Below are 22,866 nucleotides of genomic sequence, written 5' to 3' on the forward strand. Positions count from 1 at the left end.
ATTATGGGGAGCCGAGGCCCCCCGTTGTTGTTTTACTGGAAATGAATCACTAACTGATACTGCCATTGTGTCTCGAGCAGCAGCCACTGCTGCAGCACGCTCGGTGTCCAGGAATCATCCCCGCCGACGCCCATATGCTGGCCGTCGAGGGTGATCCAGACGCCGCTTTCTGGCGTCATCCGGTGCCAGTGGTCGGTCTCCATTAACTGGGTGGTACTGTAAGGCTGAACCGAGAAGTGGAATCGCTTGCCCGCAACGTGCCAGCGTCCCCAGTCCAGCGCTTTATTGTCACAACGCAGGCCGTTCTCCGTCGGGAAGATATACGGCGTGGTCATCTCCTCCAGCGGAAGCTGCCAGCGGGCGAAACAGGCGCTGCTTTTGCGGTCCGGGTAGTTTTCATGCGGCCCGTAGCCAAGCCACGAAACCGGCGTCTGTTGGTCGGCGACCTGGAAATGAAGGCCGACGCGCGGCAGCGGTGGCAGGGTACCTGCACGCTCGCCGCTCACCGAAAGCTGCAGCTGGCCGGTGCTGTCGAAGGTCATACGCCACTGGCTGACGATGACCACTTCATCGCCGCGCAGATAGTGCCAGCGGCTGTCGACGATCACCTCATGATCCAGGCGGTGTGCCTCGCAGTGCACGCAGTGTCTTTCCAGCTGATACAGCCCGGCGCTTTTCCAGCGCTCAACCCAGGCGTTGGGATCGATGCGTTCCACTTCGCTGACGCCAATATCGTTGTCCAGCGGGGCGCGGACGAACTGATCGCTCAGCGGCGTCAGCAGCTGCTCTTTGCCCTCGACCTGCCAGTGGCTTAACAGACCGCTCTGGCGATCGATAATCCACTGCTGGGAGCCGTGGCTGACGGTAAAGGTCTGGTTAGCGATCGCCAGCTCAGGCGCCGGGCCGCTGGCGGTTGGCGCGGGTAAGGCCAGCGGAGCGGCGAGGGCGAACTGCCCCCAGGCCACCCGGTGCCCGGCATCAGACCAGGCAGTCGCCTGCGGCTGGCGAACCTCCAGCATCAGCCACACCTCTTTCGCACCAGTCGGTAGCGTCAGCTGCTCACAGAGAGTGAGTTCGCCGTGGCCCTGTGGGGCAAGGTGCAGGGCGAGGCTTCCGCTGGCAACGGTTTCGCCAGCGCATTGCACCTGCCAGTACAGCTGTTCATTGTCCGTCGTGCGGAACAGATATTCGCTCTCCACGCTGACCCGCAGCGGAGATTGCTCCAGCAGAGCGAACTGGAAATATTGCTGGGCATGTTGCGCTTCAATCAGCGAAGGGTGCGGACGGCGATCCGGGAAGACCAGCCCGTTCATGCAGAACTGGCGATCGTTAGGCTTGTCGCCAAAATCGCCGCCGTAGGCCCAGCCGGTGGTGCCGTCATCGAAGGTTTTTTCGATCGCCTGATCGGCCCAGTCCCAGATAAAACCGCCCTGCAGGCGCGGATAGTCGCGGAAGGCCTGCCAGTAATCGGCAAAGTTACCGAGGCTGTTGCCCATCGCGTGAGCATATTCGCAGAGGATCAGCGGGCGCTGTTCGCCGGGCAGGCTGATCCACTTTTTAATGCCCCATTTCGGCACCGCCGGGATCGGCTGGTCATACTCAACGCGGGCGTACATCGGGCAGATGATATCGGTGGTGCTGCTGTCGGCACCGCCGCCTTCGTACTGCACCGGGCGCGTCGGGTCCTGGCGCTTCAGCCAGTGGTACATCGCTTCATGGTTTGACCCGCCGCCGGACTCATTGCCCAGCGACCAGATGATGATCGACGGATGATTGCGGTTACATTGCAGCATCCGGCTGACGCGGGCGCTGAAGGCCGGGAGCCACGCCGGATCGTCGGAGAGGCGGTTCATCGGCACCATGCCGTGGGTTTCGATATTGGCTTCATCGACCACGTACAGGCCGTAGCGGTTGCAAAGCTCGTACCAGCGCGAGGCGTTGGGATAGTGTGAGCAGCGCACGGCGTTAAAGTTATGCTGCTTCATCAGCAGAATGTCCTGCAGCATATCCGCTTCGGTGACTACCTGGCCGCGCTGGTGATGATGCTCATGGCGGTTGACCCCGCGGATCAGCAGCGGTTTGCCGTTAAGCAGCAGCAGGCCGTTGTTAATCTCCACCTTGCGAAAACCGATATCCCAGGCTTCGGCTTCCAGCAGTTCGTCGCCGCGCCACAGCGCCACCACCGCGCGATAGCAGTGCGGCGTTTCAGCGCTCCACAGGGCCGGGCGATCGACCGCCAGGCGCAGCTGGGCACGCTCAGCATAATTGCCACGCTCATCGATCGCCGGTGAACCCGGCTGCTGACGCGCGCTGGCGACCTGCTGCTCGCCGTCCCACAGGCTGACTTCGGCTACCAGCTGGTCCAGAGTGCCGGCAGGGGCGCTGATGGTCAGATTAACCAGCAGTTCCCCCTCGCGGTACAGGGCATCCAGCTGCGGGGTGAGCTGGACGTCGCTCAGATGCTGCTGCGGTTTGTTGAGCAGCCAGACCGAGCGGAAGATCCCGCTCATCCGCCACATATCCTGATCCTCCAGCCAGGTCCCGGCGCTCCAGCGCAGAACCATCACGCACAGACGGTTATTGCCCTCCTTCAGATAGGGGGTCAGGTCGAATGCGGCGGGCAGACGGCTATCCTGGGAGTAGCCCACCCATTCGCCGTTGCACCACAGGTGAAACGCCGAGTTAACGCCGTCGAAAATCACCTGGGTCTGGCCTGCGGCCTGCCACTGCGGGTCGAGGGTAAAATTCAGGGAGTAGCAGCCGGTCGGGTTCTCTTCCGGGACCCGCGGCGGAGTGGTGTCGATAGGGTAGCGAACGTTGGTGTAGATCGGCGCGTCGTAACCTTCCATTTGCCAGTTTGACGGCACCGGCGTGCTGCGGCTATCCGCCAGATCCTGCTCGATCCAGCGAGGATCGACAGCAAACGGGCTGTGGGCGTAGGAGAACTGCCACTGACCATCGAGCAGACGACGGCGCCCGGAAGCCCGGTTATCCCGCGCGTCGGCAACCGTACGCCAGCTGGCAAAGGTCGGGTGGGCCGTTAAGCGATTCAGGTGGGTAATGGTCTGGTTTTGCCAGTCTTCGCGGGCCAGAACGTCGTGAAACGTCAATGAGCGAACCGCGCTTGAGTCATGTTGTTGCATACGCATACCTGACGGATAAGTGAGAGAAATGTCATTCGCTAGACAAGAATGATGTCGTTATCAGATATTTTTTCTGGTGCCGCAATATTGGCGAAAACGAAACCGACCTTCGATCACGAAACACCCAAAAAAGCGCAGATTTTTGTCGTCAATAAGACATAAAATGTTAGCGGACGACATTGATAGTAAAAACCCCTCAGTCTGACCCGAAAGGAGAGCACCATGCAGCGGCGTACGGCAACGTTAGAGGATGTGGCGAGTGAAGCCGGGGTGTCCCAGCAGACCGTCTCCCGGGTGCTGAATAATCCGCAGATCGTCTCCGAGCGGACCCGGGAAAAGGTAGTCCGCGCGATGCAGGCGCTGCACTATGTCCCCAACCGTTCCGCGCAGCTGCTGGCGGGGAAGGCGGCACCTTCCATCGGGCTGATTACCGCCTCATTGACGCTGCATGCGCCGTCGCAAATTGCGGCGGCGGTAAAAAACCACGCGGGCATTCATCAGCTTGAAGTCTCGATTGCCATGCCGGAGCGTAGCGATTACGCCGCTTTGCAGGCGCGACTGGATGAGTTTCGTGCGCAACATATTCGCGGGGCAATCGTTAGCCTGCCGCTGGAGAGCAGTACGGCGGAGCGGCTGGTGAAGGAAAATCCCGATATTGCCTGCCTGTTTCTCGATGTCTCGCCGGAAACGGAGGTCTCCTGCGTGCGCTTTGATCATCGCGACGGCTGCGGCGCCTGCGTGCGGCTTCTTTGGGAATTAGGCCATCGGGAGTTTGGCCTGCTGGCCGGCCCGGAAAGCTCGATCTCTGCGCGTATGCGCCTTGGTAGCTGGCGCGAGGCGTTGCATCGCCAGGGCGTCAGCCATGCCCAGACCGTGTTCGGCGACTGGAGCGCCGCCAGCGGCTGGCACAAAACCTTTGAACTGCTCCATCTCCAGCCGCGTATCAGCGCGATTGTGGTGGCCAACGACCAGATGGCCTTAGGGGTGCTGAGCGCCCTGGCACAGCTCAACCGCAGCGGCAGCCGTGCGGTATCGGTCACCGGTTATGACGACACTGCCGATAGCCTCTATTTCCAGCCGCCGCTGACCACCGTCGCCCAGGATTTCGATCTGCTGGGCAAAAGGGCGGTGGAACAGCTGGTTCAGCTGATGGTGACGCCCCAGATGCGGATCCGTGAACTGCTGCCCACCCGCCTGATTGTCCGCCAGTCCACCTGGCCGTTTAACAGCGAACAGCAACAGGAGCAGTGGGTCGCCCAGCTGAAAGCGCTGGTTGAGAAGCTGTAAGCAGCGTTGGTTTACCCTTCATTGAAGATGAATGTGCTAGCGTAGCCGCAGTCATAAAGGGAGATGGACATCGCCTTTATGTAAAATGTAAAACACAATCTATCCATGCAAGCATTGATTCACCGCCAGACCGCTGGCGGTTTTTTTTTGCCTGTCCGCAGGCAAAACCCCGCCCGCTATTTTATTTAACTCTGCCATGCGGTGATAATTCACGCGCTTACCAGCATAAACACGCTGTTTTTCCGGTGGCTGGTGTCAAAACCTTCCCGGGCGAGAGTTTTGGACCCAGCATAAAATGCTGATGGCAGAAGGGCGATGTCGCCGCCGATGAGGCAGGCGATGGTCGCCACGGCAAATTGTCCAAATTTAAATTTAACCCTTTGTTACAGATGGGATTTATTTGGAGATCAATACTTAAGGCTCTGATTATGGATATTAAGGATAATTGATTGTGAATAAACTCTTCCGTAACACCCTGATTGCTGTCGCCCTGAGCGCAGGTTTCTCCGTTGCTGCACAAGCGGCCAGCACCACTGATGTTCCGCCGGTATCTCAGGATCCCGTGGTACAACATCTGAAGCTGAGCAACGATCAGGTGAGCAAAATTCAGACCCTGCGTACAGAATTTGAGACCAACGTTAACAATATCAAAATCGACGGTTTCAAAGACGGCGCGCTGGTGGATGTTATCCACTCCGGCAAATGGGATGATGCGAAAGTGAAGCAGCAGCTGGCGGCCTTTGGGCAGTTAGATCAGCAAGTGCGTTACTACCGCGTGAAATACTATTTTGGCGTGAACCAGGTGCTGACGCCTGAACAGCGCACCCAGGTGAAAAACGATCTCGTTGACGCCCTGAACTGATTTCCGACCCCGCCAGCAATGGCGGGGTTATCCTGCCGCAGGCGCTCATCGCCCGCGCGAAAACCTAAAAATGAGACATTATGAAGAGACTTGCATTCATCGCTCTCAGCTTCCTCGCATTGACCAGCCTGTCTGCTGTTGCCGGTACCAAAACCGTGGTGGACTATGGTGTGGTACAGCAAAGCCAGATCATCAGTAATCAGACCCACTCACGGCCGCTGCGCACCCTTGCCGCCGGTGCTGTCGGTGGCGTAGTCGGGCACCAGTTTGGTAATGGTAAAGGGCAGACCGCCATGACCGTTGCCGGTGCTGCCGCCGGGGCCAGTGCTTCTCACTACCGCCAGTCACAGCGCCAGGCCATGCAGGAAGTCCAGTTGACCATCAAGACCCAGTCTGGTCAGATAATCCAGGTGCTCCAGCAGTACGATGGCCGGATGAGCTTTAATCAGGGCGACAAGGTGCGCATCCTGACCTCCGGCTCGAACACCAGCGTGGATAAAGCCGTCTGATGCTGACCTGACCGCCTGCGAATAACGCAAGCGGTCTTCCGTTGCGCCATCTCCCTCCGTGTTACCTCTCCCCGAAGCGGGAAAAACCCATCATCAAGCACAATTCCGTGATACTATTGATAATTATTATCAATAAGGATGTGATGATGAAACGCAAATGCGCGCTGTTTTTAGCCGTCGGTTTCTTGCTGTCGGCCTGCAGTAGCCCGGTCAGGCAAGACGAGCCGAAGCTGCTTCACCTTGTCCAGCCAGTTTATCCCTACTATGCAGCGGCCAATAATATTTGCGGTGAAGTGAAGATTCGCTTTGATGTGGGCGCCGACGGGAAAGTCGAAAAGTTATGGATCCTGTCATCTGAACCGCAGCACCTGTTTGATGATGCGGTGATCAGCGCGGTGGCAAAATGGCGTTTCGAACCCAACAAACCCTTTAAAAACATGACCAAAACCATTCGCTTTAAGCTGCAGCCCACGCTGTAGTGGCGCTGTGACGTCTTCTCTGTGCATGTCTGCCGGTGTGGCGTAAGTCCCATTTCTTGATCTAACTCGCAACTTTAAATCTATACTCTCTCAGCGATCGGATGGCGATCGCTGGCGGCTCGGTGCGTGGCTCTATGGTTCCCGTCACGGCATGGCAACAGGCCACCTCAGCGCCATACGCAAGACCTGCTTCAACCTTCGACAGCTAACGGTATTCAGGAGAAGAGACATGGGTTACGTAACGACGAGCGATGGTGTTGAGATTTTTTATAAAGACTGGGGACCAAAAGAGGGCAAGGTGATTTTCTTCCACCACGGCTGGCCGCTCTCCAGCGATGACTGGGATGCGCAGATGCTGTTCTTCGTGAATAAGGGCTTCCGGGTGGTGGCGCACGACAGACGGGGGCATGGCCGTTCCAGTCAGGTGTGCAGCGGTCACGATATGGATCACTACGCGGATGATGTCGCTGCGGTGGTTCAGCATCTGGGGGTGCAGGGGGCGATGCATGTCGGCCACTCGACCGGCGGCGGCGAGGTGGTGCGCTATGTGGTACGTCACGCGGAGGATAAGGTCTCAAAAGCGGTGTTGATCAGCGCCGTTCCGCCGTTGATGGTAAAAACCGACAGCAACCCGCAGGGCACGCCGCTTGAGGTGTTTGAGTCCTTCCAGGCGCAGCTCGCGGCCAACCGGCAGCAGTTCTATTATGACGTGCCGGCCGGGCCGTTCTATGGCTACAATCGTCCCGGTGCGACACCGCTACCAGGCGTTATCTGGAACTGGTGGCGACAGGGGATGATGGGCGGAGCGAAGGCGCATTATGACGGGATCGTAGCCTTCTCGCAGACGGATTTCACTGAGGATCTCAAGCAAATCGCCATCCCGGTACTGGTGATCCATGGTGATGATGACCAGGTTGTGCCTTATCATGATTCCGCGGTGCTTTCGGTCGACCTGGTGCAGAACGGTACCCTGAATACCTATAAAGGGGCGCCGCACGGGATCCCCACCACCCACGCGGATCAGATCAACGCCGACCTGCTGGCGTTTGTGAACAGCTGACGATGCACCCGTTGCGACTCGCTGGCTGCGGCTTTCGCTAATACCCGCTCCACCAGGCAGTCCGTTCGTGTGCGTTTGCGCGCCAGAGACGGGCTGCCTGCTTTTGTTTTACGCGGTCATTATTTTGCTATTTTTATTGCCCTGTTAAGAATTATCTCGCATAAGTTTTTCTCCTTCTGAAAAAATAACCTCATGCTTGTCGTTATGATAATGGCTGTATTATCCTGCCAGCACAATACAGTAACGGATTATTAAGGGTGCCATTGTGAGTAGCATCGCCTACATTATTATCGCTGCAATACTATTGTTCATTTCTGTCTGGAGTTTAATTTCCTATATTAATGACTGGAAGAAAAGAAGGCTGCCATTCAGAAAAAATGGTATTGGAAGGAATGAACGCTATTTTCGCAAGCGCGGGATTTGACCGTCATTGCGCATGATTACGCTAATAAAACGGTTAAGCTCCTGTTTATTAGCGATCTCAAAGGATTTCATAATATTACTTTTATGACTGAAAATGGTTTTATAATGCACCTGCAGATGATCGGCGATGGTCAGGCTATTCATACCGATGCCGAGCGCCTGTGCCACCTTTAACTGCGTCGGGGTTAACGATTTTCGCGGGCATTTGATACATTTAAATCGTGGGTTATCCGGGCGCGAAACAGAGCGGCGGAAACCAGCCATAGCGCTGAGTTTGCGGCGCAGTATCGCTGAAAATTCCGTAACCGATACCTGACGATGAATGAACGTCGCATCATGAATGCAGGTAGGTAGCTGGTGGCCGGGCGTGGTCGCGGTTCTCGGCTGGATAATGAAAACCGCTGACGCCGCCTTACGGTTTTCCAGCGCTTTTTGACATAACAGATGTTCGCCCATCGTCATTTCGGTAATGATCACCTCGGCATCCGCAATATTGCTCATGTCAGTCATGACCAACGGATTATCCCGGCCCTTGTCAGCGATAATCTCAGTGACAAGATGCGTGATTGCCTGGCGCAGGAAAATATCTGAAGTATTAATTAATATCGTCGTCATGGTCGGATTTCCGCACCTTATGGCTGATGAGTTAATAAAGTGTTCGGCATTTTTATAATTTATTACTTTTCTGGTTGCAAGCACGATTATTTTACTTGCACGAAAAGCTTAGTTTTGCGCAGAGTTATTTGCTAGAATAAATGCATTGGACAGGGCGTCTGGTTAAGGTGTAATGGATGAGGAATATCGTTTTTGAAGCAACGCTTCACTGGGTTGAAGATAATATATATCGAAACCCTTCCGTCGAAGAGTTGGTCAGCCACGTTGGCTACTCCCGGCGCTTTATTTATAGCGTGTTTCAGGAATTTACCGGGCAGCCCATTGGTTACTATATTCGCATGCGTCGAATGACGCTGGCGGCGGGGAAATTAAAAGTGACCCGGCAGTCTATCGCCGCCATTGCCCATCGGTTTCATTATGACTCCCATCAAACCTTTTCCCGCGAGTTCAAGAAAACCTTTGGCGTCTCGCCGCGGGCCTACAGGAACAACCCGCTGTGGGATACGACCTTGCTACATCACAAAATCACCACCGCGTTTCAGTCACTGGCGCCGCCGGTGCTGGTGACCCTTGCGGAGCAAGGCTTCGCAGGGCACAGGTTTAATTATGAGGTGCTGCCGCAGGATAACCGCCGCCCTGAAAAAATAGCCAGTAAGCAACAACTCGACCGCTATCGCCTGGCAACCGATGACGATATCTACATCCTCTCTCGTTTTCATTCCGGGGCCGATAATCAGCAGATGATTGCCGTGGAGGCGTTTATCGGGGTGAAAAGTCCGCACATGGCTTGTGCAGTCACGCATACCGTGGCCGCCGCCGGGCGCTATTTGAGGTTCTTGTTTACCGGCAGCTGGCAGGAGTATGCCTGCCTGTCTAATTATATCTATATCAATGTGTTGCCACGTTATGGCCTGTGTCGTCGGCAGGGGGATGACATCGAGTGTTTTAGCAAAGAGAGCCGCCAGTGCGCGCAGACGGGGCAGGATCTTTATACGCTGACTTACTATGTCCCGGTCATGAACCTGTAGCCCACGCCATCATTATCTGGTGCACTTTTTTGCGGGCATAAAAAAGCCCCATGATGCATGGGGCTGAGCAGGGCGCTGGTGCGGTTATTTGACCTGTTCGATTTTAGGCGGCTGCCAGGAACCATCAAGAATCGCTTGTTCGCCCCAGTAGGCGCGAATGTACAGCGACAACGTCCCCTGTGGTGCCGGGAGCCAGTTGTTGGTTTTATCGCCACCCGGATCCTTCTGGCTGATGTACAGCGTAAGAGAACCATCGTCGTTATATTTCAAATCCTTATTTTTGGTACCCAGCGAATAACGATTGAGCTCGTTCGGGCTGAACAGATGCTTGCTGTTATAAAGGGTCAACGACCAGAAGCCTTTCACCGGCGGGAGACCGCCTTTCGGGAAGGTGACGGTATAATCATGATCCCCGGAGAGCTGAGCCCCTGTCGCATCATTGTCGGTATAGAAATACTGGGTTTCATCCGGCTTGTTATCGAACATGTTCGATTTGGCCGTACCGGTGCGGTTGTAATAAATTACTGCAACCGAGGCAGGCAAGCAAAACCGCGCTCGCCGCAAAGCGTAACGCCGGGACTTTTATTTTCATCATAACTCCATCAACAGAACAGCGGTTTGTAAAATGTAGCACATAGAATTTCTTTGATATCAAAATAGAAACTCAGGAAACACTCTTTTTTGCAGACAATTGAATTTACTTCCGTATCAATCGGAAATAACGAGATGAGTGTCGGCTTAACATCGGGATTAGTTAGATTTTAATCCTTGTTGAATTTCAAAAAAGTCCCTGTGGAGACCTTTTGCAAAAAAGTGACGGCTGAAGATTGATACCCAGCGTCCAGGATGCCATAGTTTGCTGCACACAGAGGATGCAAAATGAAACTAGTGTTTGAAAATATTCATGAATTTTACCGGCAGCAGAACTTCAGCCGCCATCGTGACGACGTCATCGCGGTGGCTGAGCGTTTTGCAATGAAAGCCAATGCGCCGCTGCATCTTGATAAAGGCTTTATTTACTATGTCGATACCGGGGTGCTGTCCATCGCCGTGGATAATGACCCCAGAATTATCGGGACTACCATTGAGTATATGCCCATTGGCCTTCTGGAACGGTTTTGTCCGATTGCCGATTTTAAATATTCGGCGCTCACCGCTACAAGCATGCTCAAAATTTCGATGGCGGACTTTGATAATATATTTTTCGGGGAATCTAAAGAATATACGAAAGAGCTGGCGGCAGTGCTTTCGTATATGCTGATCTTTATTTTAGATGTGCATGTTGAGCGCAGAACCGATTCGGGATATCACACCATTAAAGCCATGCTGCATCGTTATCTGTATCGCCGGAGCGTAAATACCGATGAAAAAGAGGGCATTGCTAACTTTATTATCCGCCGGACTAATCTGTCCCGCAGCTACGTTTTTCGGGTGCTGGCCGAGCTAAAGGAAGGGCAATATATTACCGTCAATAAAGGCAAGCTCATCTCGATAGACCGAAAGCTGCCGAGCGACTATTAGCCTGCAGAGTCACGGGACAGCCGCGAGTTTCCTCGCCCGGGCGCTGTGCCGTTTCTCTTTTACGGTCATTCCAGGATATATTGGGCACACTATCGTCATTATCCCTTTGCAACAGGTAACATCGGCCATGGCTCTGATCCCTAAAAACTATGCGCGGCTGGAAAGCGGCTATCGTGAGAAAGCGTTAAAAATCTACCCGTGGGTGTGTGGGCGCTGCGCCCGCGAGTTTGTCTACTCCAACCTCCGCGAATTAACGGTTCACCATATCGACCACGATCACACCAACAACCCGGAAGATGGCAGCAACTGGGAGCTGTTGTGCCTGTATTGCCACGACCACGAGCACTCGAAATACACCGAAGCGGACCAGTACGGTACGACCGTAGTGGCGGGTGAGGACGCGCAAAAAGACGTGGGCGAAGCAACCTACAACCCCTTTGCCGATTTAAAATCGATGCTCAACAAGAAGAAATAATCGTCGCCCTGACGATCGCCTGGTCGGGTAGCAGACGCAGCCCGCCAGGTACCAGCCGCAATATAAGATGGTCGTATTCTTCAGACATTCGGCTCTATTTGTAATACAATTACGCCCGTAATGATTATGAGGTTTTATTGTATGAATATTTATCAAGCCCAGCCCCAGGATATCGATACCGTCCTGCCTTTATATCTTGGCTATCGCCGCTTCTACCAGGTTGAAGAAAACGCCCCGCAGGCCAGGGATTTTATCCTCAAACGTCTACAGCTCAATGAGTCGGTCATTTTCTACGCCGAGATCGACGGCAAAGCGGTGGGCTTTACTCAGCTCTATCCGCTGTTTTGTTCGCTGGAAATGAAACGCATCTGGTTGCTTTACGATCTGTTTGTCGATGAATCCGCCCGCCAGCAGGGCGTCGCGCAACAGCTCATTGCCCGTGCGGAACAGCTCGCGAAAGAGAGCGATTCAGCGTTTATCATGCTGAGTACCGCCACGGATAACACCCAGGCGCAAGCGTTGTACGAGCACAATGGCTTTGTGCGCGATAACGATTTCTACGTTTACAATAAGCTGCTGAAGTAAACGTGTGATGTCGGCTGGTATGCCGATCACTTGATACCCGGCGCTAAAAAAGCCCCAGAAAGTGAAATGGGGCTTTTCGTGTTATCAGCAAGGTTGAAAAAACGCTTACTGAGCCTTCAGCTGGCTCCCTTCAGCAACATACGTTTTCTGATTATCCGGGCCGATAAATTCACTGGCTGGCTGTCCGACCACGAGGTTGGCATACGCTGTCGATTTCACCGCAATATAATTCTCCGCGTTGTCTGGCGATCCTGAACCGCTATATTTGGCAATATACGGATAAGGAAATACCGGGCGGGTCATTTTTAAAGTTGGCATATCGCTAGCCACCGGCGAGCTTGCGCGCTGTACGCCGTGGAAATGAGCTTCTGCATCCTGATCCCTTTCCGGTTTGTTCCCCTGGGCTGGAATAGCCGGTTTTTCCTGCGCATTCGCGGCCGACTTACCTGCAATCAGTGCCTTTGGCGCAGTATGTTGTTCGGTCCATTTCATCAGCGGTGACAGTAGGTCGAGCTGGTCTAAGCCTTCGCCTCCGCCACAATGGCCGACACCGGGCAACAGGAACAAACGAACAAACTGCTCGGTAGATTGCTCACCGAGATATGCCTCAACGCCACGGTAGTAGGCAATGGAGAATGCCGGGCTCACGGAGTCATCAGCCAGGCCATGCCACATAATCAGCTTCCCGTTGCGTTTCATAAAACCGCTGAGATTGGTGTTGGCCGCGTTATAGAGCGGAGCCAGTTGCGCGACAGCAGCAAAGTTCTGCTTATTTAACGGGAAATCGCCCAAGGTGGTGATGTTTTGTTTTCCGCCGGGTAGCAGTAGTGATTGCAGCGCAGGCAGCACCATCATTTCAGACATGGAGTGACCATCGGACGTCGCCGGTACTGGCCAGCGCAGTTCGGAGCCGAGAGGCAAACCTGCAATCACAAACTGATTGCCCGCGCTGTCATTCGCCCCACGATAGAGTTTTTGCGCAACGTTAATTTCTTCCGCTGTCAGACAGTTCGATTTATCGGCCTGATTTGTGGTACAGGTTTGCACCCAATCAGGCGAGAAGGTGCAAGCATACGGATTCGCCAGTAAGCCATCATTAACGCCGGAGAGTGTCGGGCAGTGCTTTAGTACTGCACGATGCAGAATGGGGAGCCGATCCTGCAACAGGATTGCCGAGCCATCGCTGCGTTGGTTAGCAACAACGTTCCAGCCGTGGAAAAATGAGTTCTGGAACTGGAAGAAAGCGGCCGGGGCTCCGGCGCTGATGCCATCGAAATCTTCCGGGAAGCGTTGTGCTTCCATGAGTGCCTCGCGACCACCGTCGGAACATCCCATAAAATAAGCATATTTCTGCGACTGGCCGTAGTAAGACTGAATGGCCGCCTTCGCCAGCAGGGCGGTGAGGTGATTAGCGCGATAAGCAAAATCGATACGTTTTTGGGGATCTTCCGCCCAACTGGCATCCATCATGCCGCCGCTGTGGCCCATATCGGTCGCCGCAACCACAAATTCACCGCGGGTGGCTGGCGCGCAGCCGCTGGCGTTGCTCGGGGTGAGGTTGATTTGTCCACATAATCCGCCACATCCAACTTGCAGGAAGCGCTGCGTCCACTGCTGCTGCGGCAGGGCAATTTCTACGCCAATTGACGCGCCGATGGTTGCTTTAATCTGACAGAACATCCCCTGGTCGGTTTTCAGCGAACTGGCTGAGTTAATAGCCACTTTCTCGCCAATCTTGTCATTAAAATTAATCGAAGCTAATTGGCTGCAATCTATAATGGGTTTTATGGCGGGTAAATTTTCTGCGGCGAAGGTTGGTGACGCTATGAATAAAATACCCGCGGCGATGAGCCACTGAAAGACGCTGGTACAAACCCGTTTCATATTATCGGTCTCTGTTTTAATCAGTGAAGTTTATGCTGTGTTGGGTGGATTATAGTGAATTTTATTAAATGCGTGCCGCTTGTCACTGCCGATAACTTTGCTGATGTCCGGGCCACTATTACAACGCGCTGCGCCTGGATAAGCCACCCAAGGGTGGCTTTTTAATAATCACAGCAGCAACAGGCTTTAACACATTAACGAAGGCCAGGCCCATGAGAGTACCCGCCACCAGGGCCGCCTGGGCCTCCGCCGTGACCTCCCGGGGGGAAAATACACCCGGATAGTGACATCGCTGTGCAGAGCACAAATACTAAACAGATTATTTTTTTCATGATGACTCCTGAACTGGGAGTGTTAATTCAAAAACATAAATGTGAATATTTTATGGAGAGTGCGGTGTGATTCGTGCTATCGCACATTAACCAGGATTAATCCAGAATAAAATCTGAGCTTATCGCCCCAACAGAGGGGTTTAACCATGCATAAAGAACAGGTGCTTAGTGACAAGGACTTATTATAAATAAGCGTTTGGGCGATGGTTTCAGCAAAACGTAAATCCCAAAAATCTTCATAATTGGTTGTCGGTTTAAAAATTGAATACGCCAGGTCATCAGACCGACATTAATTTTTGCGATGATGAGAACATTAGATGAAAAGCCTGAAAGCAGAAAGCCCCCTGGCGCGATTGCAGCAGGGGGCCTTTACGGGTGGGGATTATCGTCGTTCATCAGTCATCCCATTTGTGGCTTAGATACGCAGCAAGAAATCCGAAGAACAGAATGGTTCCCAGTACTGCCATAAATACATGCATATTTCCCAGCATGATTAACCTCCATCAGTGTGTCGTGTGCGCTAAGTTGTCCTTTTTGAACGTGGTGTACGGTTGTTGAATGAATCATAGCCTGGTTAATCTAAACAAATAATTAACCAGGTATACAATTTCGTGATGAAACAAATTAACGTGTCACGATCACAGCGGGCGTTCAAGTACGAACAGATAGGCCTCCCGCGACCAGAACAGTCCGGTTCTGCGGCGCTCTACGGACATGGTTTTGACTTCCCAGCCCTGCATCGTGAACTCATTGAGGAAACGGCTCATCTTCTCCGGGTCGGCTTTGGCTTCACCAAAAAACAGACTCCCGAGAATTCCTTCTTTATAGATAACAACGCGACACTCTTTTTTCATCAGACAGGCTCCTTGCGCAATCTCATCAATGTGAACGCCATTGTGACTGCTTATGCCGATTTTTCCACTGCGGCAGGCGAAAATTTCTGACGATAGCGGGAAGGGCTGATGGCGAACTGCTGGCGAAAATGGTGGCGCAAGGTGCTGGCATCGGCAAAACCGCTGAGCTCGGCGATTTTCTCAATGCTCAGGCGGGTATGGGTAAGATGCTGCTGCGCGCGCTGCAAACGCTCCTCCAGCAGCCAGCGGGCCGGGGTTTTCCCGGTGGCGGCCTGGAAACGGCGCAAAAAGGTGCGCGGGCTCATGCCCGCCTGCTGCGCCAGCGATCCGACGGTGTGGCTGGCGGCAAGATGCTGATGCAGAAAATCGAATACCAGCCCCAGCCGCTGGCTTTCTCGCGCCTGGGCGACCGGGCGCACCACCTGCTGAGCCTGCGCGCCATCGCGATGCGGAGAGACCACCAGTCGTCGCGCCACCGTGTTGGCGGCCTCAACGCCGAAATCTTCACGCACCAGGTGCAGACACAGGTCGATCCCGGCGGCGCTGCCGGCGGAGGTCATCACGCCATCGGCGCCGACATACAGCACATCGGCGACCACCTCAATCAGCGGATAACGTTCGCGCAGGATCTCGGTATAGCGCCAGTGGGTGGTGGCGCGGCGGCCGTCGAGCAGCCCGGCGGCGGCCAGGACAAACACCCCGGAACAGATGGAGATAATCCGGCATCCCCGGGCATGAGCAGCGGTTAAGGCCTCACACAGTGCCGCAGGCACCGGAGCATCAACGCCGCGCCAGCCGGGAACCACGATGGTATCTGCCTCGCTGAGCAACGCCATGCCGCCATCGGTCATCAGCCGGATCCCGCCGGTCGCCCGCAGTTCGCCATCATCTACCGCGGCCACCGCAAAACGGTACCAGCGTTCGCCCATCTCAGGGCGGGGAAGGCCGAACAGTTCGACGGCAATACCAAACTCAAAGGTACATAAGCCATCGTAGGCCAGTGCCACAATCTGATGGCGTGACGGCGTGGCGGGAGAATTTGTCAGGATTTCAGCGTTTTCTGTCATCGTTAGCGGCGGACGGGAAGTGGAGAGGCTCGGTAAAGTAGTGGTACCACAGAGAAGGAGAATAAGCCATGAGTGTTGTTACCGCCTTTACCCCAGCCACTTCCCGCGACGCCGTTGCCTGGTTTCGCCACAAGCTGAGCCTTGAAACCGACTGCGCAGATGTTCATAGCGCCATGCGTGATGGCGAGGGCGACTTTGTCCTGCTGCATGTCGTCGGCAGCGCCGAAGCCTTTGCCCGTCGTCATCTGCCGGGGGCACTGCATTTGCCGCACCGGCAGATCGATGCTGAGCGGATGCAGGCCTGGCCGCCAGAGACGCTGTTCGTAGTCTACTGCGCAGGCCCGCACTGCAACGGCGCCGATATCGCCGCCCTCAAACTGGCGGAGCTGGGGCGACCGGTGAAAATGATGCTGGGAGGGATCACCGGCTGGCAGGATGAAGGTTTCGCGTTCGCGCAATAGTGTCGAGGGCCGGTGGCGTAAGGTCGTCGGCCACAACATGAATTTAATTCATCTCCCATGAAATATTCTCGTTTGCTGCTGACGGCAGTGCATGCCAGTATTTGGACATATAGCCATCCAGAAGTCTATAAATTCAAATAGTGAACTATCACGGCAGGCAACTAACTCTGCTCACCGCTAAGGAGACACCATGCAACGTCAACAGGCCCCGTTCCGCGCTGATATCGTCGGCAGTTTTTTACGTCCGGACGCAATAAAACTCGCCCGTCAGCAGCTCGCCGAAGGCGCCATTGATGCTCAGCATCTGCGCCAGATCGAAAACGAGGCCATCCGTCAGCTGGTACAGCAACAGTGCGATTGCGGCCTGCACGTGGTGACCGATGGTGAATTCCGCCGTGCCTGGTGGCACTTCGATTTCTTCGACGGCTTACAGGGCGTTGAGCGCTACGATTCCGATAAGGGGATCCAGTTCAACGGCATTCAGACCAAAGCGCACGGGGTACGAGTCACCGGCAAACTGGGGTTTGGCGATCACCCGATGCTGGAGGATTTCCGTTTTCTGAAAAGCATCAGCGGCGATGCCCAGCCGAAAATGACCATTCCGAGCCCGAGCGTGCTGCACTTCCGCGGCGGGCGTAAAGATATCGACGCCACCGTCTACCCGGATCTCGCCGACTACTTCGACGATCTGGCAACCACCTGGCGCGACGCGATCCGCGCGTTTTATGACGCCGGCTGCCGCTATCTTCAGCTCGACGACACCGTCTGGGCCTATTTATGCTCCGATGAGCAGCGTCAACAGGTTCGCGAACGCGGTGATAACCCTGACGAGCTGGCGCAAACCTACGCCCGGGTGCTGAATAAGGCCCTGGAAGGTAAGCCGGAAGATTTAACCATTGGCCTGCACGTCTGCCGCGGTAACTTCCGCTCGACCTGGATCTCCGAAGGCGGCTACGAGCCGGTGGCGGAAGTACTGTTTGGCGGCGTTAATGTCGATGCCTTCTTCCTCGAGTATGACAATGACCGCTCCGGCGATTTTGCGCCGCTGCGCTTCATCCGCCCGGGCAAGCAGCAGGTGGTGCTGGGGTTAATCACCACCAAGAACGGCGAACTGGAAAATCCGCAAGGGGTGAAAGCCCGCCTTGAAGAAGCTTCGCAGTTCGTGTCGTTACAGCAGATTTGCCTCAGCCCGCAGTGTGGATTCGCCTCGACCGAAGAGGGGAACGCCCTGACCGAGTCCCAGCAGTGGGATAAAGTCCGCCTGGTCACCGGGATCGCCGCGCAGGTCTGGTAAGCGCTCGTCATAGCGCAGCGTTGCACCGTTTTGAAGCAACGCTGCCGCTTTTTTCCCTTCCCCTCGCGCTACATCGCGCTTTCTGATTGCCAGATAACCTGGCACCATTTTTGCCTTATCACTTCCGGTTAGTCGTTAATTCATTTTTTGTCTTTGCGCTATTCAGGAGTGAATCATGCAGCGTCGAACATTATTAAAAGCTTTTGCACTCTCCGCCTCTGTGATCAGCATGGGCTACTCATTCCAGGTTTACGCCGCCGACACCATTAAAGTCGGGATTATGCACTCGCTTTCCGGGACGATGGCGATTTCCGAAACGCCGTTAAAAGATGTGGCGCTGATGGCGATCGACGACATTAACGCCAAAGGCGGGGTGCTGGGAAAAAAACTCGAGCCGGTGGTAGTGGACCCCGCCTCAAACTGGCCGCTGTTCGCTGAAAAGGCCCGCCAGCTGCTGACTCAGGATAAAGTCGCGGCGGTGTTCGGCTGCTGGACATCGGTATCGCGCAAATCGGTGCTGCCGGTGTTTGAAGAGCTGAACGGCCTGCTGTTCTATCCGGTGCAGTATGAAGGCGAAGAGATGTCGCCTAACGTCTTCTACACCGGCGCGGCGCCTAACCAGCAGGCGATCCCGGCGGTGGAATATCTGCTGAGTGAAGATGGCGGCGGGGCGAAACGCTTCTTCCTGCTGGGGACGGACTACGTCTATCCGCGCACCACCAACAAAATCCTGCGCGCCTTCCTGCATGCCAAAGGGATTCAGGATAAAGACATCGAAGAGGTCTACACCCCGTTCGGCTACAGCGATTATCAGACCATCGTGGCCAACATTAAGAAATTCTCCGCCGGTGGCAAAACGGCGGTGGTGTCCACCATCAACGGCGACTCCAACGTGCCGTTCTATAAAGAGCTGGCGAACCAGGGGCTGAAAGCCACCGACGTGCCGGTGGTGGCCTTCTCGGTGGGTGAAGAAGAGCTGCGCGGCATCGATACCAAACCGCTGGTAGGCAACCTGGCGGCCTGGAACTACTTTGAGTCCGTGGATAACCCGACCAACAAACAGTTCGTCGCCGATTATCGCGCCTATGCCAAAGCCCATAAGCTGCCAAACGCCGATACCGTAGTCACCAACGACCCGATGGAAGCCACCTGGGTCGGGATGCACATGTGGGCGCAGGCGGTGGCCAAAGCCGGTACGACGGATGTTGATAAGGTGCGGGCGGCGATGGCCGGACAAACCTTTAAAGCGCCGTCAGGTTTCACGCTGACCATGGATGCCACCAACCATCACCTGCATAAACCAGTGATGATCGGCGAAATCGAAGCCAACGGCCAGTTCAACGTGGTCTGGCAGACCGAGGAGCCGGTTCGCGCCCAGCCGTGGAGCCCATGGATCGCCGGTAACGATAAGAAGCCCGATCACCCGGTAAAAACCGCCGCGAATTAATCCTGTCCACCCGGGCCTGGCCCGGGATATCTCACCGTAGCCCCGGCATGCGTTGTTATGACCGGGGATACCCGTAACGGGTGACAGCACAAGGAGACGATCATGAACGCATGGCGCATCATGAGTTACGGTTTTGCGTTGCTGATAATGCTGCTGCCGTGGCAGACCCAGGCTGCGGAAGCCGACGATTTTGTCGTGGCAACCCGCAGCCAGCAGGCGCAGCTGCTGGAGCAGTGGGCCGCCGCGCCCCAGGCGCAACGACTGCCGCTGCTGCGGGCGTTGAAGGCGGAAACGCTGACGGTCGATGGCAGCGGTCATGCCTTCAGTCAGCAACAGCCGCTGGGCGCCGCGCAGACGCCGCAAGGGGCGACAAAACCGGTTCGCCTCACCAACCGCCTGCGTAATCTGGTCGCCGGGGCGCTGGCGACGCACCTGCTGGTTAGTGACAACGTCACAGAAAGGCTCTCCGCCGTCAAAACCCTGCAACGGGAGGCGACGCCGGAAATGGCAGGCCTGCTCGAGCAGCGGATGGCGCAGGAGACTAATGACGGTGTGAAAGCCCAGCTGGAGATTGCGCTGGCCCGGCTGCAGCTGGCCAGCCCCGACAGCGCTCGCCGCCTGGCCGCCGTTGAGCGGCTCGGCCACGCCGTTGACCCGGACACCCAGGCGCTGTTAATTCCCTTTACCGATGTCCAGCATGAGCCGGACGCGCAGGTCCGTCAGGCCGCGGCCCACAGTCTCAGTCAGATTAAACAGCGCCTGATGCTGGGCGATGTTCTTGGGCAGGCCTTTATGGGGCTGTCGCTGGGGTCGGTGCTGCTGCTGGCGGCGCTGGGACTGGCGATTACCTACGGTCTGCTGGGCGTTATCAATATGGCCCACGGCGAAATGCTGATGCTCGGCGCCTACAGCTGCTGGCTGGTTCAGCAAGCGCTGGCGCAATTCGCGCCGCAGTGGCTGGCTTTTTATCCGCTGATTGCGCTGCCGGTGGCATTTATGATCACCGGCGGTATCGGGATGGCGCTGGAACGCACCATTATCCGCCATCTGTATGGCCGGCCGCTGGAAACGTTACTGGCGACTTGGGGGATCAGCCTGATGCTGATCCAGTTGGTGCGCATGTTGTTCGGCGCGCAGAACCTCGAAGTGGCAAACCCGGCCTGGCTTTCCGGCGGTTTGCAGGTGTTGCCAAACCTGATCCTGCCGTGGAACCGGCTGGCGGTGCTGGGTTTTGTGCTGCTGGTCCTGTTCTTTACCTGGCTTATCCTCAACAAAACCCGTTTGGGCATGAACGTGCGGGCGGTGACGCAGAACCGGGCGATGGCGGCCTGCTGCGGCGTGCCAACCGGGCGGGTCGATATGCTGGCGTTTGGTCTCGGTTCGGGGATCGCCGGGCTGGGCGGGGTGGCGCTGTCGCAGCTCGGTAACGTCGGTCCGGAACTGGGCCAGGGCTATATCATCGACTCCTTCCTGGTGGTGGTGCTCGGTGGCGTAGGCCAGCTGGCGGGTAGCGTGGTGGCAGCCTTTGGTCTGGGTATCTTCAATAAAATTCTTGAGCCGCAGCTCGGCGCGGTACTGGGCAAGATCCTGATCCTGGTACTGATTATTCTGTTTATCCAGAAACGTCCGCAGGGACTGTTCGCACTGAAAGGCAGGGTGATTGACTGATGAGCCAACCGATAACACTGACGCTGGCGCGTAAGGCGCCGCGACCTTTGCAGTGGCTCGGGCTGCTGCTGATTCTGGGCCTGGTGAGCATGCCGTTTCTGGCGCTGCTGCCCCAGTCGCATCCGCTGGCGGTATCGACCTGGCTGTTGACGTTGACCGGCAAAATCCTGTGCTACGCCATTGTGGCAGTGGCGTTGGATCTGGTGTGGGGCTACGCCGGGATGCTGTCGCTGGGCCACGGCATCTTTTTCGCGCTTGGCGGTTATGCGATGGGGATGTACCTGATGCGTCAGGCGGCAGGTGACGGCCTGCCGGCATTTATGTCGTTTTTGTCGTGGAACGAACTACCGTGGTTCTGGTGGGGAACGCAACATTTTGCCTGGGCGATGCTGCTGGTGGTGCTGGTGCCGGGCGTGCTGGCGCTGGTATTCGGCTGGTTTGCCTTCCGCTCGAAAATCAAAGGCGTCTACTTCTCGATCATGACCCAGGCGCTGACCTATGCCGGGATGCTGCTGTTCTTCCGTAACGAAACCGGCTTTGGTGGAAATAACGGTTTTACCGGGTTCACTACGCTGCTGGGCTTTTCCGTCACCGCGACCAGCACGCGGGCGGCGCTGTTTTTAGCGACGGTTCTGCTGCTGTTATTGACGCTATGGATCGGCTATCTGCTGGCGCAAAGCAAGTTTGGCCGCATCCTGACCGCGGTGCGCGATGCGGAAAACCGCCTGATGTTCTGCGGTTACGATCCGCGCGGATTTAAGCTGCTGGTGTGGACGCTGTCGGCGGTGTTGTGCGGGCTGGCGGGGGCGCTGTACGTCCCGCAGGTCGGGATTATCAACCCCAGCGAAATGTCGCCGACCAACTCCATCGAAGCCGCCATTTGGGTCGCGCTGGGCGGACGCGGCACCTTGATTGGTCCAGTGCTGGGGGCCGGACTGGTGAACGGCGCCAAGAGCCTGTTTACCGTGGCGATGCCGGAGTACTGGCAGCTGTTCCTCGGTCTGATTTTTATTATCGTGACCCTGTTTTTACCGCGCGGGGTCATTGGCCTGCTGCGTAAAGGAGATCGCTGATGCAACCAGATGATGGTTTATTTACCCGTCAGCAGCCGACGGACCGCTTTCGCGAACAGACCGACCCGGTGCTGCAGTTGGAAAAAATCAACGTTAATTTTGATGGTTTCCAGGCGCTGACCGATCTCTCTTTGCAGATTGGCGTCGGGGAATTGCGCTGCGTCATCGGCCCCAACGGCGCCGGGAAAACCACGCTGATGGATGTGATCACCGGCAAAACCCGGCCGCAAAGCGGCAAGGCGCTGTATGACCAGTCGATCGACTTGATGACCCTCGATCCTATCGCGATCGCTCGTCAGGGAATTGGACGCAAATTCCAGAAACCCACGGTGTTTGAAGCGTTAACCGTTGCGGAAAACCTCGAGCTGGCGCTGAAGGGCGATAAGTCTGTGTGGGCCAGCCTGCGGGCGCGGCTCAACGGCGAGCAGGAGGACCGCATCAGCGAAATCCTGCGCCTGCTGCGTCTCGAGGCCGAACGCGGGCGCGCGGCGGGGCTGCTCTCCCACGGGCAAAAACAGTTTCTCGAGATCGGCATGCTGCTGGTGCAGGAGCCGCATCTGTTGCTGCTCGATGAACCCGCCGCCGGGATGACCGATGCCGAAACCGAGTATACCGCCGAGCTGTTTCGTACCCTGGCCGGGCAGCACTCGCTGATGGTGGTGGAACACGACATGGGGTTTGTCGAAACCATCGCCGACCGGGTCACGGTGCTGCATCAGGGGCAGGTGCTGGCGGAAGGGTCGCTGCGCGAAGTGCAGGACAACGAGCAGGTGATTGAAGTCTATCTCGGACGTTAAGG

Annotated in this window: 22 protein-coding genes and 1 pseudogene; 16 read left to right on the forward strand and 7 right to left on the reverse strand. The window is 55.9% G+C overall.

The annotated features are described in order from the left end of the window. Positions 1-32 precede the first annotated feature (32 nt). Positions 33-3,143, reverse strand: a complete 3,111-nt coding sequence (locus HF679_RS05585; RefSeq protein WP_154143879.1) for a beta-galactosidase — start codon at positions 3,141-3,143, stop codon at positions 33-35. Between the two features lie 222 nt (positions 3,144-3,365). Between HF679_RS05585 and HF679_RS05590 the strand changes: the two genes are divergently transcribed. The 6 genes from HF679_RS05590 to HF679_RS25005 all read left to right on the forward strand — a co-directional run bounded on the left by HF679_RS05590 (position 3,366) and on the right by HF679_RS25005 (position 7,764). After that, positions 3,366-4,430, forward strand: coding sequence for a LacI family DNA-binding transcriptional regulator (locus HF679_RS05590; protein ID WP_123754479.1), 1,065 nt, complete (start codon positions 3,366-3,368; stop codon positions 4,428-4,430). A gap of 451 nt (positions 4,431-4,881) precedes the next feature. Next, the gene (locus HF679_RS05595; RefSeq protein WP_123754478.1) at positions 4,882-5,292 is read left to right on the forward strand and encodes a Spy/CpxP family protein refolding chaperone; all 411 of its coding nucleotides are present in this window, start codon (positions 4,882-4,884) and stop codon (positions 5,290-5,292) included. 80 nt (positions 5,293-5,372) lie between these two features. Next, positions 5,373-5,801, forward strand: a complete 429-nt coding sequence (locus HF679_RS05600) for a glycine zipper 2TM domain-containing protein (protein ID WP_123754477.1) — start codon at positions 5,373-5,375, stop codon at positions 5,799-5,801. 143 nt (positions 5,802-5,944) lie between these two features. Beyond that, positions 5,945-6,280, forward strand: a complete 336-nt coding sequence (locus HF679_RS05605; protein WP_261802980.1) for a TonB family protein — start codon at positions 5,945-5,947, stop codon at positions 6,278-6,280. 229 nt (positions 6,281-6,509) lie between these two features. Continuing rightward, positions 6,510-7,340: an alpha/beta fold hydrolase gene (locus HF679_RS05610; protein ID WP_123754475.1), complete on the forward strand. Its 831-nt coding sequence runs from the start codon at positions 6,510-6,512 to the stop codon at positions 7,338-7,340. 265 nt (positions 7,341-7,605) lie between these two features. Then, entirely contained in the window at positions 7,606-7,764 is a 159-nt protein-coding gene (locus HF679_RS25005; protein WP_154143877.1) for a small membrane protein, read from the forward strand. Here the strand turns inward: HF679_RS25005 and HF679_RS05620 are convergent. Beyond that, entirely contained in the window at positions 7,740-8,378 is a 639-nt protein-coding gene (locus HF679_RS05620; RefSeq protein ID WP_154143876.1) for a helix-turn-helix transcriptional regulator, read from the reverse strand. The two genes, HF679_RS25005 and HF679_RS05620, sit on opposite strands and share 25 nt — an antisense overlap. Positions 8,379-8,554: 176 nt before the next feature. Between HF679_RS05620 and HF679_RS05625 the strand changes: the two genes are divergently transcribed. Then, positions 8,555-9,406 carry a helix-turn-helix domain-containing protein gene (locus HF679_RS05625; RefSeq protein WP_154143875.1) on the forward strand — a complete coding sequence of 284 codons (852 nt, stop codon included), beginning with the start codon at positions 8,555-8,557 and terminating at the stop codon, positions 9,404-9,406. Positions 9,407-9,490: 84 nt separating this feature from the next. On the opposite strand, the pseudogene HF679_RS05630 reads toward HF679_RS05625, so the two are convergent. Beyond that, a pseudogene (locus tag HF679_RS05630) lies at positions 9,491-9,943 on the reverse strand (DUF1214 domain-containing protein); the annotation flags it as partial. A gap of 342 nt (positions 9,944-10,285) precedes the next feature. Between HF679_RS05630 and HF679_RS05635 the strand changes: the two are divergent. The 3 genes from HF679_RS05635 to HF679_RS05645 all read left to right on the forward strand — a co-directional run bounded on the left by HF679_RS05635 (position 10,286) and on the right by HF679_RS05645 (position 11,987). Further along, complete coding sequence (locus tag HF679_RS05635; RefSeq protein WP_123754472.1) at positions 10,286-10,927, forward strand: helix-turn-helix domain-containing protein; 642 nt, start codon at positions 10,286-10,288, stop codon at positions 10,925-10,927. 127 nt (positions 10,928-11,054) lie between these two features. After that, positions 11,055-11,402 carry an HNH nuclease YajD gene (gene yajD / locus HF679_RS05640; protein WP_123754471.1) on the forward strand — a complete coding sequence of 116 codons (348 nt, stop codon included), beginning with the start codon at positions 11,055-11,057 and terminating at the stop codon, positions 11,400-11,402. 141 nt (positions 11,403-11,543) lie between these two features. Further along, positions 11,544-11,987: a GNAT family N-acetyltransferase gene (locus tag HF679_RS05645; RefSeq protein WP_123754470.1), complete on the forward strand. Its 444-nt coding sequence runs from the start codon at positions 11,544-11,546 to the stop codon at positions 11,985-11,987. A gap of 105 nt (positions 11,988-12,092) precedes the next feature. On the opposite strand, the gene HF679_RS05650 is transcribed toward HF679_RS05645, so the two are convergent. From HF679_RS05650 to ftrA, 4 genes are all read right to left on the reverse strand, one after another. After that, complete coding sequence (locus HF679_RS05650) at positions 12,093-13,871, reverse strand: tannase/feruloyl esterase family alpha/beta hydrolase (protein ID WP_123754469.1); 1,779 nt, start codon at positions 13,869-13,871, stop codon at positions 12,093-12,095. Between the two features lie 727 nt (positions 13,872-14,598). Next, positions 14,599-14,694, reverse strand: a complete 96-nt coding sequence (gene mgtS / locus HF679_RS05655) for a protein MgtS (protein WP_004102377.1) — start codon at positions 14,692-14,694, stop codon at positions 14,599-14,601. Between the two features lie 147 nt (positions 14,695-14,841). Beyond that, positions 14,842-15,057 (reverse strand): DUF4177 domain-containing protein, encoded by a 216-nt coding sequence (locus HF679_RS05660; RefSeq protein WP_123754423.1) that lies wholly within the window; start codon positions 15,055-15,057, stop codon positions 14,842-14,844. A 50-nt stretch (positions 15,058-15,107) separates the two neighbouring features. Continuing rightward, positions 15,108-16,124: a transcriptional regulator FtrA gene (gene ftrA, locus HF679_RS05665; protein WP_123754422.1), complete on the reverse strand. Its 1,017-nt coding sequence runs from the start codon at positions 16,122-16,124 to the stop codon at positions 15,108-15,110. A 68-nt stretch (positions 16,125-16,192) separates the two neighbouring features. On the opposite strand from ftrA, the gene HF679_RS05670 reads away from it, so the two are divergent. The 6 genes from HF679_RS05670 (at position 16,193) to urtD (ending at position 22,864) form a co-directional block, all read left to right on the forward strand. Beyond that, positions 16,193-16,585 (forward strand): rhodanese-like domain-containing protein, encoded by a 393-nt coding sequence (locus HF679_RS05670; protein ID WP_123754421.1) that lies wholly within the window; start codon positions 16,193-16,195, stop codon positions 16,583-16,585. Between the two features lie 190 nt (positions 16,586-16,775). Next, a complete protein-coding gene (locus HF679_RS05675; RefSeq protein ID WP_123754420.1) occupies positions 16,776-17,879 on the forward strand; it encodes a cobalamin-independent methionine synthase II family protein in 1,104 nt (367 codons plus the stop codon). 175 nt (positions 17,880-18,054) lie between these two features. Continuing rightward, a complete protein-coding gene (urtA, locus tag HF679_RS05680) occupies positions 18,055-19,326 on the forward strand; it encodes an urea ABC transporter substrate-binding protein (protein WP_123754419.1) in 1,272 nt (423 codons plus the stop codon). A gap of 102 nt (positions 19,327-19,428) precedes the next feature. After that, positions 19,429-20,994 (forward strand): urea ABC transporter permease subunit UrtB, encoded by a 1,566-nt coding sequence (gene urtB / locus HF679_RS05685; protein WP_123754418.1) that lies wholly within the window; start codon positions 19,429-19,431, stop codon positions 20,992-20,994. Then, the gene (urtC, locus tag HF679_RS05690; RefSeq protein ID WP_154143873.1) at positions 20,994-22,067 is read left to right on the forward strand and encodes an urea ABC transporter permease subunit UrtC; all 1,074 of its coding nucleotides are present in this window, start codon (positions 20,994-20,996) and stop codon (positions 22,065-22,067) included. Before urtB ends, urtC begins: the two co-directional genes overlap by 1 nt. After that, on the forward strand, positions 22,067-22,864 hold the full coding sequence (gene urtD, locus HF679_RS05695; RefSeq protein WP_123754416.1) for an urea ABC transporter ATP-binding protein UrtD: 798 nt from the start codon (positions 22,067-22,069) through the stop codon (positions 22,862-22,864). The genes urtC and urtD overlap by 1 nt, the downstream gene beginning before the upstream one ends. Positions 22,865-22,866 lie beyond the last annotated feature (2 nt).

This window comes from Enterobacter sp. JUb54, from assembly GCF_014298075.1.
In the GTDB taxonomy this organism is placed as follows: domain Bacteria; phylum Pseudomonadota; class Gammaproteobacteria; order Enterobacterales; family Enterobacteriaceae; genus Klebsiella; species Klebsiella lignicola.